The sequence below is a fragment of the Caldimonas sp. genome, assembly GCF_046289365.1.
Lineage (GTDB): Bacteria > Pseudomonadota > Gammaproteobacteria > Burkholderiales > Burkholderiaceae_C > Caldimonas.
This window is the reverse complement of record NZ_JBKBVU010000092.1, coordinates 1-11,996: the sequence shown is the minus strand read 5'-3', so window position 1 is coordinate 11,996 and position 11,996 is coordinate 1. Positions and strand designations below refer to the sequence as shown.

Below are 11,996 nucleotides of genomic sequence, written 5' to 3'. Positions count from 1 at the left end.
ACGCCCGAGCCGGCGGTGATGAGCGGCAGCCCGGCACAAGCCGCAGCCAGGGTGCGCAGGTCGTCGTTGTCGATGGCATCGGCCACGGCCAGGCGCACGCCTTCGGCGCGCAACTGGGCCAAGCGCTCGCGCACGGCCTGCACGCCCTGCCCCACCGTGTCGTATCGCAGCAGACCCACCCGGCCGCGAGACTGCGCCTGCAGCACTTTGACCAAGTTGGCATCGGTCATCGGCGTGAGCGGGTGGTGGCGCATGCCCGAATCACTGAGCAACTGGTCGCCCACGAAGAGGTGCCCGCGGAACACCGTGCGGCCGTTCTCGGGAAAGGCGGGGCAGGCGATGGTGAAGTCGCTGCCCAGCGCCTCCAGCAGGGCCTCGGTCACCGGGCCGATGTTGCCTGCCGGCGTGGAGTCGAAGGTGGAGCAGTACTTGAAATAGAACTGCTTCGCGCCGGCGGCCTGGAGCCAGCGCAGCGCCGCAAGCGAGTCGGCCACCGCCTGCGCAGCGGGGATGGTGCGCGACTTCAGCGCCACGACCACGGCATCGGCCTTCGGTGGCGGACCGTCGGGCACCCCGATCACCTGCACCGTGCGCATACCCGCACGCACCAGCATGCTGGCCACGTCGGTGGCGCCGGTGAAGTCGTCGGCGATGACGCCCAACACCGTCATGCCGGCGCTCCCTTCGGCAACGTGATGCCTGGGAAGATCTTGATCACCGCGCTGTCGTCCTCGCCGCCAAGGCCGGCGGCGGCCGCCTGCAGGTACATCTGGTGAGCCGCGGCTGCCAACGGCAATGGCATCGTGAACTGGCGCGCCGCATCGAGCACGATGCCCAGGTCCTTCACGAAGATGTTCACCGCCGACAGCGGCCGGTAGTCGCCCGCCAGGATGTGGGGCACGCGGTTCTGAAACATCCAGCTCATGCCGGCCGAGTGGCAGATCACCTCATAGAGCTGGGCCGGGTCGGCGCCGGCGCGCATCCCCAGCGCCATCGCCTCAGCGGCCGCCGCAATGTGCACGCCGGCCAGGTGCTGGTTGACCATCTTCACGGTCGAACCGATGCCCGCGGCATCACCCAGGCGGTAGACCTTGCCGGCCAGCGCCTCCAGCACGCCACCGGCGGCCTCGAAGGCTTCCGGGCGGCCCGAGGCCATCACGGTCATCTGGCCCTGCGCGGCCTTGGCCGCTCCGCCCGAGACCGGCCCATCGATCAGCCACAGGCCGCGCTCGCGCAGGCGTGCTTCCCATTGCGGCGGCAACGAGGGGTCGACCGTGGCCGAGGCCACCACCACCGAGCCGGGTTTGAGATGGTCGGCCACGGCGCCACTGCCAAAGAGCACGTCCTCGGTCTGCGCGGCATTGACCACCAAGATGAGCACCACATCGCATTGCGCGGCCAGCTCGGCCGCAGTGGCCGCCACGCGGCCGCCTGCTTTCGCAAAAGCCTCGCGGGCTTCGGCACGCGGGTCGCAGCCCCAGGTGGGCACACCCTGGCGCAGGGCCGACAAGGCCGCGCCCAAACCCATGGAGCCCAGGCCGATCACGCCCAGGGTCTTGCCGCTCATAGGGTGGATCCTTTCTTGGGGTGTCGTCGCGGCACCAAGGCCGCGCTGAGGGCAGCACGCACCGACGCATCGGCTTCTTCGATGCGCCGGGCTGCCCGCAGCATGTGGGTGGTGGCCGCGCGCCGGGCCCGCTCGGGCTCGCGTGCGGCGATCGCCTGTGCGATCTCGCGGTGCTCGGCGCGCACTTGTTCCATGAAGTCTTCCCGCATGGCCTCGTTGGCCCGCGTGACCTTCATCGCATCACGCTGGTATTGCTCCAGAAAGCCCAACAACCGCGTGAACTGCGGGTTGCCGGTGGCTGTGGCCACCGTGCGGTGAAAGTGCAAATCCTCCTCGACCCCATCGCCCCCGGCGGCCACGGCTGTGTCGATGGCCGCCAGGGCCGCCAGGATGCGATCGACCGCCGCCTCGTCGGCGCGCTGAGCCGCCAAGGCCGCCACCTCGCCTTCCAGCGCGCGGCGCACCTCGACGATCTGCACCACCGCCTCCAGCGAATGCAACACGGCCGGATCGAAGGCCAGGGCCTTGGCACGCGACACCGGTGCCACATAGACCCCCGAGCCCTGGCGCGACACCAGCAGACCCATGGACTTGAGCCGGCTCACCGCCTCGCGCACGACGGTGCGCGAGACACCGTGGCGCTCGGCCAGTTCCTGTTCGGTGGGCAGACGGTCCTGGGGGCGCAACTCACCGCGTTCGATGCGCTCGCGCAGCAGATCGGCCAACTGGTCCGACAGGCGCTCCGGCGCTTGCAGGGGTTCGGAGGGACTGACCTGTCGTTTCATCAGGTCATCATACAAATGAGGCAAGGGCCCGGCCCATCCGGAAGAACCCGGGTCCCCACGCAGCATCCCGCTCAGGCCGCGTGAGGTGATGAACCTGACCTTCCCTCTGTCGCATGGCCCGGGAGCCGCAACGGAGATTTGCTTTTCAGCAGATCGTCATCCACGTCATCCGGGATCCGACACTACACGACCCTCCGCTCCTGGCGGGCCTGCTGGCAATTCATGGGTTCACGTGCAACCCGCCGATGAAGCGCGCACGACGCCTCACCCACACGTCCCCGTGTACCCACACGCCGTGCAGAAGTCGCATCCGTCCTTGTGGATGACCGTCATGTTCCCGCACTCGGGGCAGCGGCTGCCGGCCATGGGGGCGGTGGCCTTGGGTGGCGAGCCTTCGGCATGCGGCGCCTGCAGGATGCCCATCTCGCGCACGGGGAAGCCGTCTTCATCCAGCACGCCCAACAGGGCGTAGCGGTGGATGATGAGACGGGCCATGTAGGCCACGGTGGAGGGCCAGGTCTGCTGGCGGCGTTCGCCGTGGGGCAGGCCGGGCACGAAGGCCATGAAGTGGCCCAGAGGTTCGGCGTAGTTGAGCAGCTTGCGCAGCTTCATGCCGATCCAGGCCGGGTCGATCACGCGCATGTCGAGCGAAAGCACGCGGGCCAGGCCGTCCATCGCGCGCGGATAGTTGCCCGACAGGCCCATGGCGCAAGGCCGGGTGACGGGTGTGCCATCGGGGCCGGGCAGGGTCACTTCCTTGAGCGTGAGCGTGAACGACTCGCCGGTGGCGGGGTTGTCGATGTCCACCGACCAGGCCAGGGTGCCCGAGGTGCCGGTGCGCGGTTCGTCGCGGCTGAACATGGCGTCGAGCACCGGCGTGGCGCGCTCCAGGGCGCTGTCCTTCCACACGCCGAGCTGTTCGCAGCGCCAGCGGATGACGGCCGCCGTGGCGGCTACCACACCGGGGAAACGGCGCGGCTCTCCGTGCGGAGGGAAAGGCATGTCGAAGGCACGCTCCTCGGCCACGGTCGCCAAGGCGTCGAGCTTGAGTTGCAGCCAGGCGCTGTCGTTGGCGCGCAGATCCATCGACAGGGTCTTGGCCATGGCCCCCAGGCCGCGCGGCTGCTCGGCACCGTTCACCCACACTTCGAAGGGGCGAGTCCGGACCGGGTGAGTCCCTGCGGACTCGCCCGTGCCTGACGAGCGACCGCCGGCCTGCAAGCCGGCGGGCTGGGCGGCCGTCAGCTCGTCGGTGATCTCGCCCACGAAGAGAGCGAATTCGCCGAAGGGGTGGCGGATCATGTAGGTCCAGGCCGGGTTGCCGGCCGGCAGGTCCGGCCGGCCCGGCCAGCGCAGCGAGGCCAGCACGGGGGCGGGCGGGCGGTCGAGCGTCATGCGGCGGTTGGCGTCGTCAGCCACCAGCGCCTGGGGCTGGGGCGTGGTGGACGCCACGCTCAACACCGAGCCCAGCACGGCATTGGGCCGGTAGGTGGCCAGGCCCTTGAGGCCGGATTTCCAGGCACGCAGGTACAGGTCCTGAAAGTCGGCATAGGGATAGTCGGCCGGCACGTTCACGGTTTTGGAGATGGCGGTGTCGATGCACGGCGCGACGGCGGCCACCATTTCCTGGTGGGCGCTGGCGCTCATTTCCAGCGCGGTGACGAAGGCCTCGGTGAGCGGCGCGTCCTCGCCCTTCAGGTGGCGGTACAGACGCCACGCATGGTCTTCGACGGTGTATTCCTTGAAGGTGCCGTCGGGCATGCGCTTCTTGCGGGTATAGGTCCAACTGAAGGCGGGCTCGATGCCGTTGCTGGCGTTGTCGGCAAAGGCCAGGCTGATGGTGCCGGTGGGCGCGATGGACAGCAGGTGCGAGTTGCGGATGCCATGGGCGCGGATGCGGTCCTTCAGCGGCTGTGGCAGGCGCGAGGCGAAGGCGCCGCGTGAGAGGTAGAGATCGGCGTTGAACAATGGGAAGGGCCCTCGCTCCTGCGCCAGCGCCACCGAGGCTTCGTAGGCGGCATCGCGCATCACCTCGCTGATGCGGCGTGCGGTGGCGCGCGCCTGCGCCGTGTCATAGCGCTGGCCCAGCATCACCAGGGCGTCGCCCAGACCGGTGAAGCCCAGGCCCACGCGGCGCTTGTGGCGGGCCTCCTCCCGCTGCTGGGGCAGCGGCCAGTAGGTCACGTCGAGCACATTGTCGAGCATGCGCACGGCCACGCGGCACAACTCGGCAAAGGACGCCTCGTCGAAGCGGGCCCCGGGCTCGAAGGGCTCGCGCACGAAGCGTGTGAGGTCGATGGAGCCCAGGCAGCAGCAGCCGTAGGGGGGCAGGGGTTGCTCGGCGCACGGGTTGGTGCTCGCGATCGTCTCGCAGTACCCGAGGTTGTTGTCGTCGTTGATGCGGTCGATGAAGAGCACGCCGGGTTCGGCATGGTCGTAGGTGGACCGCATGATCTGGTCCCACAGTTCGCGCGCGGCAACGCGGCGGTAGACCCACAGGCCGTCGGAACGCTGGTGGGCGCCGGCCGCTTTCTGGGCCGGGCCGGGTTCGGCGCGGTGCACCAGTTCCACCTCGGTGCCGGCTTCCACGGCCTGCATGAAGGCGTCGGTCACGGCCACCGAAATGTTGAAGTTGCGCAGGTCACCGCTGTCCTTGGCATGGATGAACTCCTCCACGTCGGGGTGGTCGCAGCGCAGCACGCCCATTTGGGCTCCGCGGCGGGCCCCGGCCGATTCGACCGTCTCGCACGAGCGGTCGAACACGCGCATGTAGCTCACCGGCCCGGAAGCGCTGGACTGGGTGCTTCCCACCCAGGCGCCGCGCGGGCGGATGCGCGAGAAGTCATAGCCCACGCCGCCGCCGCGGCGCATGGTCTCGGCCGCTTCGGTCAGCGCGGTGTAAATGCCAGGGTGGCCTTCGTCCAAGTGCGAGATGGAGTCGCCCACCGGCTGCACAAAGCAGTTGATCAGCGTGGCCGACAGCTCGGTGCCGGCGGCCGAGAGGATGCGCCCGGCCGGGATGAAGCCCTGGCGCTGGGCGTCGAGGAAGCGCTGCTGCCACAGCGCGCGCTGCTCAGGCGCCTCGACCTCGGCCAAGGCCCGCGCCACTCGGGCGCGCACCTCGTCGAGCGTGCGCTCGTTGCCCTTGGCGTACTTTTCGAGCAGCACCTCCTCGCTAATCGCCTGGGCAGGCAGGTTGGCGGCGACGGCACGGGCTTGAGACGGGGTGTCTTGCATGAAAGGGTCTCCTGTGCGGGCCTTGATGAGATTGAATTCGGTTTGGGCGCGGCTGTCGAGAGGCGGCCGCATCGGCGTCAGGGTCGGCGCAGCGCACGGTACGCCGACGCGCACGTCGATCGGTTGATGTGCATCACAAGTGCCTATTTCGGGCCCTGGAACCTTCGGGGCTTGATGCAGGGCAATCCCCTGCTGCCTTCGGGCCGTTAGCTTGTCATCCCGGACCGCTTGCATGAAGGACACATGGCCATGACCCGACCGATCGATGCACTGACCCTCGTGTACTCCTGCTCCGGCTGCTCCAGCGTGGCACAGATGGCCAACCACCTCGCGCTGCGCCTGGACCACGAAGGCCATGCCGAGATGTCCTGCATTGCCGGCATAGGCGGCGACGTGCCGCCGCTGGTGCGCAAGCTCAAGGAGGCAGCGCAGTCGGGCCGGCCCATCCTCGCCATCGACGGGTGTGCGCTGGCCTGTGTCCGCCACAGCCTGGCGCGCCACGGCATCGTGCCCACGGCCCACGTGCAGCTGGGCGAACACGGGGTGCGCAAGACCTACCACGCCGACTTCGACACGGCACAGGCCGAGGCCGCCTATGCCGACGTGCGCGAGCGCGTGCAGGCCATGAGCGCCCTCACGTCGCCCACCCCCTCAGGATGCGGCGGCACGGGGGCCTGCCGGTGCGCGGGGGCTTGAATCTGGCCTGTTCAGCAGCGATGATGGTTGCGTGACACCGACGCCCGACATGCCCCCCTCCCCTGCCTTGCCCGACGAAGCCGCGCTGCGTGCCGTGCTGCAGAAGGTGCACGACCCTGAAATCGGCGAGAGCATCGTGGACCTGGGTCTCGTGGAATCGATCCGCTGCAGCCCCGAGGGCGTGCAGGTGACCCTCATCCCCACCAGCGCCACCTGTCCCATGGCCGACGTGATGATCGAAGACGCCACCGAAGCCGTGCGCCGGGCCTGCCCGGAGGATGTCCCGGTGGACGTGCAAATGGACTGGGACACCCCCTGGAGCCCTGAGCGTCTCAGCCCGGCCCTCAGGGCACGCTTTGGCTGGTGAATCCTTCCGCGTCGAATTCCGGGATTGCACTGCGGCGTGTGGCCGTGGCGCTGTGTGCCCTGCTGGCCGCCGCCAACCTGGTTCAGGGGCTGGGCGGCGGGCTGGCACGCCTGGGCTGGGGCAGCATGGGAGTCGGCGCCGTGGGTCTGCATGGCGCGGTCATGGTCTGCGGCTTCTTCGGCACGCTCATCTCGCTGGAACGGGCCGTGGCCTTGCGCCATGCAAGCGGCTACATCGTGCCGCTGCTGGCCGGGTTGGGCGGCGTGGCGGCCTGGGGAGCCGGCGCGGCGCCGCTGGCCCTGGGGCTGTGGGCGCTGGCCAGCATCGTCCTGGTGGGGCTCTACCTGTGGGCCGGATACACGCGGGCCTGGTCGCTACACCTGGGGGTCGAGGCCCTGGGGGCTGCCTGCTGGGGGCTCGGTGTGGCGGCCTGGGCCTTGAATGCCCCCGAGGCGGCCCTGCGGGCCTGGATGGCCTTCCTGGTGTTCACCATCGCCGGCGAGCGGCGCGAGCTGATGCAGATGCGCCGGCTGCCGCAAGCCGTGCAGGTGGGCTTCGTCGTGGTGGTGGGTGGGGCCCTGGCGGCCGTGCTGCTGGGGCTGGTCGATGCCGTGGCGAACACCGGGGGCGCTGCCCTCGCCTCCGGGCTGTGGTGGGCCGCCTGCGCGATGCTGGCCCTGTGGCTGCTGCGCTGGGATTTCGCGCCGCGCCAATGGGGATCCGCGCAATGGCCCGGCCACACGGCGCAGAGCCTGAGCGTGGGCTATGTGTGGCTGGGCCTCGCGGCGTTGCTGGGCCTGGCCGGTCTGGCGGGCGTGTCCACGGCCTCCCAGGCCGCCGGCCACGCCTTGTGGTTGGGCTTCGTCTTCGCCATGGTGTTCGGCCACGCGCCCATCATCCTGTCGGCTTTGGCCCGACTGCGGCCGGCCTATGTGTCCTGGGCCCGCTGGGCCATCGTGCTCCTCAGTGCCAGCCTCGTGCTGCGCATCGTCGCCTTGATGGCCGGTCATGCGACGGCGCTGGCCTGGGCCGGTGCCGGGCACGCATGGGCCATCGTGTGGTTTGCGTCGGCCATGCTCGCCGGCGTGTGGATGGGGCGAAAGACTTGAACCTCGGGGCCGGCCGGTCCATGATGTCCCTCACCTCCAGGAGTTTGCGATGGCCCTGCCCCATGCCCAGCCCCGCGACGTGATCGACCTGCAGCCCCTGGGCCCGGCGATCGCGCGCACCCCCAGCACCAGCCTGATCAAGACGGCGCGGCTGCAGTTGATGCGGGTGGTGCTGCGCGCCGGCCAGTCGCTGCCAGAACACCGGGTGCCGGGCGAGATCACCCTCCAGGGGCTGGAGGGGGAAGCGGTGGTGACCACCGCCGAGGGCAACCGGGTGCTCAAGGCACAACAGCTCATGCTGCTGCCCGGTGGCGAGCCGCATGCCGTGCATGCGCACACCGATTGTTCGCTGCTGGTGACTGTGCGGCTGGGCGGACCGTGATCAGCGCGGCGGCCACAGCGGGCCCAGCGCGTCGAGCGTGTTCTTCAGGATGAGACCGTATTCGGTGTCACCTTCCATCACCAGGGCGCGCTCGAAGAAGAGGCGATCGGCATCCTCCTGCCCGCGCATCAAGCGCAGGTAGCTGGCCGCATCGGCGGTGATGCGCAGTGTCACATCGCTGCCTTCGGGCGCCGGGTGAAAGCCACGCTCGTCCAGGCGCAGCCGGCAGCGCAGCCCCAGGTCGGACACGGCGATCTCGACCACCCGGTGCGACAGCAAGGCGCGCTCTGCCTCGCCCAGGCGAGGCCGCAGCAGGCGGTTGAGCGCCAGGGCCAGCGCCTGCGACGGCGGGCGGATGGGCAGGCGCCGCACCAGCGCACGCAGGGCCTGAGGCGGCGCAGGCCAACGGGCCGAAGCGGAGGAACTCATGCGAACACCTGTTGCAGACCGGCCTGCCGGTGGACGAAGCCGTTGACGAGCCCACCGGGCAGGCTCAGGGCATCCAGGGCGATGCGGGCCTCATCCACCCGTGTGCCCTGGTGATAGACACGGTCGAACCACTGCAGCACGTCGGTGAAGCGGTGACTGCACGGCGACAGGCGAAGGCGGCGCACGCCTGCGGCGCGCAGGGCCTGCGCTTCACCGATCAAGCAATGCTGCGCAGCCGACTGCGTCTGGATGCCATTGAGCGCCAGGAAGGGCTCGCCCTCGGTGGTGGACAGCAGCAGACCATCGGGATGCTCCAGACAGCGGAAGCCGCATTCGTCCTTGGGCACGTGGAAGTGACGGGCGGTGAAGCAACGCGCCGAGAAGGCCAGTGGCATACGCCCAAAGCCGAACACCTCGGTGGCCAGCGGAACGTTGCGTGACGTGCACACTGGTTGCTCGGCCGGGTTGATGCGTGCAATGGCATCGAGTGGCAGCTCCAGCGGTGCCACCCAGCGCACGGCGCCCAGGCGGGCATGTTCGGCCAGCGCCGGACGGCTGTAGACGTTGACATGCGGGCCCAGCACGAAGGGCCGGCCGGCCAGCAGACGCAAGGCCGAGGCATCGCCCGCCTCGACCAGGAAGTCGCCTTGATCGGCGATGCGGCGCAGGCTGCGCAACTCGGACTCGGATTCGATCAGCGCCTGGCTGGCCAGCACCACCTCCTTGCCGGCGGCGGCCAGATCGCGCCCGAGGTCGCGCCAGTCGTCGAGCTTCATCTCATGACGCCGCGAGCACACCACCTCCCCGAGCACCACGGTGTCGGCGGGCGAATCGGCGATCCCGGCATAGAACTCGATCAGGGTCTTGCGCGGCCAGTAGTACAGCACCGGGCCAACCGTCCAGAACATCTTGTGTGCGTGCATGTGAAGTCTCATGAAGCGCCGGGCACCGCGATCGGAAGGGCTGGCCGAGCGAACACCGTGGATCCGGCTGCGCCGGTCCACTGGTGTTGCCCCCTTGCAGGGGGCGGCCGCAGGCCGTAGGGGGTGATCGTCATCTATTGCCAGGGTCGGTTGTACGCGCCGAGGGTGTGCTGCTGGCCTTCGGCCCAGCGGCCCAGGACAGCCACCCATTGGGGCTGGACGGTGTAGCGCGCCGGTTGCGCGGCACAATGGTCGATGGCCTGGCGCCACACGCGCGTGACCTGCTCGACGTAAGCGGGGCTGCGCTGGCGGCCCTCGATCTTGATCGCGGCCACGCCGATCTCCATCAGTTGCGGCAACACGGCCAGGGTGTTGAGGCTGGTGGGTTCTTCCAGCGCGTAGTCGCGCACGCCGTCCACCTGGAAGCGACCCTTGCACAGCGTGGGGTAGCCGCGCGGCTCGTCGGGCGCGTACACGTCGATGAGCACGTCGTTCAGCCGCGCCTGCACGCCCTGGGGCCCCTCGGCCCAGCGCACGGCCGACGGCGGCGAGCACACGCCCGCCGTGTTGGGTGACTGGCCGGTGGCATAGGACGACAGCGCGCAGCGCCCCTCGACCATCACGCACAGGCTGCCGAAGCCGAAGACCTCGACCTCGGCCCGGGTGTGGCGGGCCACATGGCCCACCTGCGACAAGGTGAGTACGCGCGGCAGCACGGCCCGCTGGATGCCGTAGCGCTCGCGGTAGAACTCGATGGCCTCGTAGGTGGTGGCCGAGGCCTGCACCGACAGGTGCAGGCGCAGCGAGGGCTGATGGTCGCGCGCATAGGCCAGCACGGCCACGTCGGCGCAGATCAAGGCATCGGCCCCGAGATCGGCCGCCACATCGACAGCGCGCCACCAGCGCTCGGGCTCGCGTGCGTCGGCATAGGTGTTCAGGGCCATCAGCACCTGGGCGCCGCGCCGGTGGGCGTAGGCAATGCCCTCGCGCGCCTGGGCCACATCGAAGTTCAGGCCGGCGAAGTTGCGCGCGTTGGTCGCGTCCTTCAGGCCGAGGTAGACGGCATCGGCGCCGGCATCGACAGCCAGCATGAGGGCCCGCAGTGAACCCGCCGGGCAGACGAGCTGGGGTTTGGTCGGCACAGACATCCACAAAGCCGGTTGAGACGACGGACCGACTCTAGGCAGCCCTGAGGCCTGGGGTTTTGTCGGGGGTCAAAGCCCGGTGTGTCGCCGGGGTCGGGGGCTTGCCCCAGGCGCGTCGATGGGGACAATGGACCGGCGGGGGGCCGATCCGGCCGCCCCGGCTTCTTCATGCAGGAGGTTGGCATGGATCGCAAACTGCATCTGCTGGACACCTTCACGGCCCAAGGGTCCGATGGGCGGCTCTACAAGGTCAAGGCTTTCGAGCAACTCGTGCGCGACCCTTCGCTCGCTGACGGTCAGGACCGCTGGGAGCCCACGGGGGTGGCCGAACTTCATCTGGACAGCGGGGAGCTCGTCGACCTGCGCGCCGACGGGCGCATGCGGGTGGTGGCCACCGGGATGGAGCTCGTGCGGCACTGAACCTTCTTTGAGCCCCATCTGCAGCGAATCGGCGCGGCAAATTCACGATCTGTCACGATCCTGAGCGTCTCGGGCCGCAGCAGGCGGGTAGGCGACTGTTACCATGGCGCCTTCTGCGGGCCCCAGGGCCAGGCCCAGCCCGGCCCGGCCCGCCCCTCCCCTGAGGGGGGACGAGGACACTTGGAGCGGCCCGGCGTTTCCTTGTGAGCGAGCAGGCACCGTGCACGACAGCCGTTCTTGGCCCGCATTCCCGCGGGCCCCATCTCCTTTTGAGCCCGCGCCAACCCTGCGCCGGCGCCTGCTGGGCGCCTTGGCGGTGGCGCCGGTGGCGCTGGCCGCACCCCGGCTGGCCTGCGCCAGCCGAGGTGAGCCGTCCACCGGCTTTCGCACACTGGCGTTCCTGCACCTGCACACCGGCGAGCGCCTGACGGTCGAGTACTTCAGCGCCGGCCAGTACGTGCCCGACGCGCTGCAAGCAGTGAACCACCTGCTGCGGGACTTCCGCACCAACGACGTGGCCGAGATGGATCCGGCCCTGCTCGACTTGCTGCACCGGCTGCGCGAAGCGACCGGCAGCCGCCAGCCCTTCGAGGTCATCTCCGCCTACCGTTCACCCAGGACGAACGAGATGCTGCGCAGCCGCAGCGCCCACAGTGGGGTGGCCACCACCAGCCTGCACATGCGCGGCCAGGCCATCGACATCCGCCTGGGCGACGTGGCCCTGCCGCGGCTGCGCGACGCCGCGCTGTCCTTGCAGGCCGGCGGCGTGGGCTACTACGCCCGCTCGAACTTCGTGCACGTGGACACCGGGCGCGTGCGCCATTGGTGAGGGGTCAAAAGGTTCAAGCGGCCAACTGCCAGGCCGGTGGCGTCTGGGTGAGCCTGAGCCGATCGCCGCCGGCATAGATGCGCCGAAAGCGCAGATAGCCTGCGCCC

The 11,996-nt window shown here is 69.7% G+C and carries 13 protein-coding genes; 6 read left to right on the top strand and 7 right to left on the bottom strand.

What is annotated here, in order from left to right:
- The 4 genes from otnK to ACK42S_RS10540 form a co-directional block, all read right to left on the bottom strand.
- Positions 1-671 (bottom strand): 3-oxo-tetronate kinase (gene otnK, locus ACK42S_RS10555; RefSeq protein ID WP_409706789.1); only part of this gene is annotated, 671 nt, incomplete at its 3' end.
- Entirely contained in the window at positions 668-1,567 is a 900-nt protein-coding gene (gene ltnD / locus ACK42S_RS10550) for an L-threonate dehydrogenase (RefSeq protein ID WP_409706786.1), read from the bottom strand. The genes otnK and ltnD, both read right to left, overlap by 4 nt.
- The gene (locus tag ACK42S_RS10545; RefSeq protein WP_409706783.1) at positions 1,564-2,352 is read right to left on the bottom strand and encodes a FadR/GntR family transcriptional regulator; all 789 of its coding nucleotides are present in this window, start codon (positions 2,350-2,352) and stop codon (positions 1,564-1,566) included. The genes ltnD and ACK42S_RS10545 overlap by 4 nt, the downstream gene beginning before the upstream one ends.
- A 264-nt stretch (positions 2,353-2,616) precedes the next feature.
- Entirely contained in the window at positions 2,617-5,589 is a 2,973-nt protein-coding gene (locus ACK42S_RS10540) for an adenosylcobalamin-dependent ribonucleoside-diphosphate reductase (protein ID WP_409706780.1), read from the bottom strand.
- 249 nt (positions 5,590-5,838) lie between these two features.
- Between ACK42S_RS10540 and ACK42S_RS10535 the strand changes: the two genes are divergently transcribed.
- From ACK42S_RS10535 to ACK42S_RS10520, 4 genes are read left to right on the top strand one after another with little or no spacing between them, the layout of a single operon-like run.
- Complete coding sequence (locus tag ACK42S_RS10535) at positions 5,839-6,285, top strand: putative zinc-binding protein (protein ID WP_409706777.1); 447 nt, start codon at positions 5,839-5,841, stop codon at positions 6,283-6,285.
- A gap of 49 nt (positions 6,286-6,334) precedes the next feature.
- The gene (locus ACK42S_RS10530; RefSeq protein ID WP_409706774.1) at positions 6,335-6,652 is read left to right on the top strand and encodes a metal-sulfur cluster assembly factor; all 318 of its coding nucleotides are present in this window, start codon (positions 6,335-6,337) and stop codon (positions 6,650-6,652) included.
- Positions 6,649-7,761, top strand: coding sequence for a hypothetical protein (locus tag ACK42S_RS10525; RefSeq protein WP_409706771.1), 1,113 nt, complete (start codon positions 6,649-6,651; stop codon positions 7,759-7,761). The genes ACK42S_RS10530 and ACK42S_RS10525 overlap by 4 nt, the downstream gene beginning before the upstream one ends.
- A gap of 49 nt (positions 7,762-7,810) precedes the next feature.
- A complete protein-coding gene (locus ACK42S_RS10520; protein WP_409706768.1) occupies positions 7,811-8,143 on the top strand; it encodes a cupin domain-containing protein in 333 nt (110 codons plus the stop codon).
- Here ACK42S_RS10520 and ACK42S_RS10515 read toward each other — a convergent pair whose 3' ends face one another.
- The 3 genes from ACK42S_RS10515 to ACK42S_RS10505 all read right to left on the bottom strand — a co-directional run bounded on the left by ACK42S_RS10515 (position 8,144) and on the right by ACK42S_RS10505 (position 10,643).
- Entirely contained in the window at positions 8,144-8,572 is a 429-nt protein-coding gene (locus ACK42S_RS10515) for an SCP2 domain-containing protein (protein ID WP_409706765.1), read from the bottom strand. It lies immediately after the preceding gene.
- Complete coding sequence (locus ACK42S_RS10510; RefSeq protein WP_409706762.1) at positions 8,569-9,495, bottom strand: U32 family peptidase; 927 nt, start codon at positions 9,493-9,495, stop codon at positions 8,569-8,571. Before ACK42S_RS10510 ends, ACK42S_RS10515 begins: the two co-directional genes overlap by 4 nt.
- Positions 9,496-9,629: 134 nt before the next feature.
- Positions 9,630-10,643, bottom strand: coding sequence for a peptidase U32 family protein (locus ACK42S_RS10505; protein ID WP_409706759.1), 1,014 nt, complete (start codon positions 10,641-10,643; stop codon positions 9,630-9,632).
- Between the two features lie 180 nt (positions 10,644-10,823).
- Between ACK42S_RS10505 and ACK42S_RS10500 the strand changes: the two genes are divergently transcribed.
- Both ACK42S_RS10500 and ACK42S_RS10495 read left to right on the top strand, forming a co-directional pair.
- Positions 10,824-11,060: a hypothetical protein gene (locus ACK42S_RS10500; protein ID WP_409706756.1), complete on the top strand. Its 237-nt coding sequence runs from the start codon at positions 10,824-10,826 to the stop codon at positions 11,058-11,060.
- 220 nt (positions 11,061-11,280) lie between these two features.
- Entirely contained in the window at positions 11,281-11,889 is a 609-nt protein-coding gene (locus ACK42S_RS10495) for a DUF882 domain-containing protein (protein ID WP_409706753.1), read from the top strand.
- The last annotated feature ends 107 nt before the right edge of the window (positions 11,890-11,996 follow it).

What these genes read in the sequence shown, in the direction of transcription:
- ltnD (WP_409706786.1), bottom strand. Translation starts at nt 1,567, where the DNA reads ATGAGCGGCAAGACCCTGGGCGTGATCGGCCTGGGCTCCATGGGTTTG.
- ACK42S_RS10545 (WP_409706783.1), bottom strand. Translation starts at nt 2,352, where the DNA reads ATGAAACGACAGGTCAGTCCCTCCGAACCCCTGCAAGCGCCGGAGCGC.
- ACK42S_RS10540 (WP_409706780.1), bottom strand. Translation starts at nt 5,589, where the DNA reads ATGCAAGACACCCCGTCTCAAGCCCGTGCCGTCGCCGCCAACCTGCCT.
- ACK42S_RS10535 (WP_409706777.1), top strand. Translation starts at nt 5,839, where the DNA reads ATGACCCGACCGATCGATGCACTGACCCTCGTGTACTCCTGCTCCGGC.
- ACK42S_RS10530 (WP_409706774.1), top strand. Translation starts at nt 6,335, where the DNA reads ATGCCCCCCTCCCCTGCCTTGCCCGACGAAGCCGCGCTGCGTGCCGTG.
- ACK42S_RS10520 (WP_409706768.1), top strand. Translation starts at nt 7,811, where the DNA reads ATGGCCCTGCCCCATGCCCAGCCCCGCGACGTGATCGACCTGCAGCCC.
- ACK42S_RS10515 (WP_409706765.1), bottom strand. Translation starts at nt 8,572, where the DNA reads ATGAGTTCCTCCGCTTCGGCCCGTTGGCCTGCGCCGCCTCAGGCCCTG.
- ACK42S_RS10510 (WP_409706762.1), bottom strand. Translation starts at nt 9,495, where the DNA reads ATGCACGCACACAAGATGTTCTGGACGGTTGGCCCGGTGCTGTACTAC.
- ACK42S_RS10505 (WP_409706759.1), bottom strand. Translation starts at nt 10,643, where the DNA reads ATGTCTGTGCCGACCAAACCCCAGCTCGTCTGCCCGGCGGGTTCACTG.
- ACK42S_RS10500 (WP_409706756.1), top strand. Translation starts at nt 10,824, where the DNA reads ATGGATCGCAAACTGCATCTGCTGGACACCTTCACGGCCCAAGGGTCC.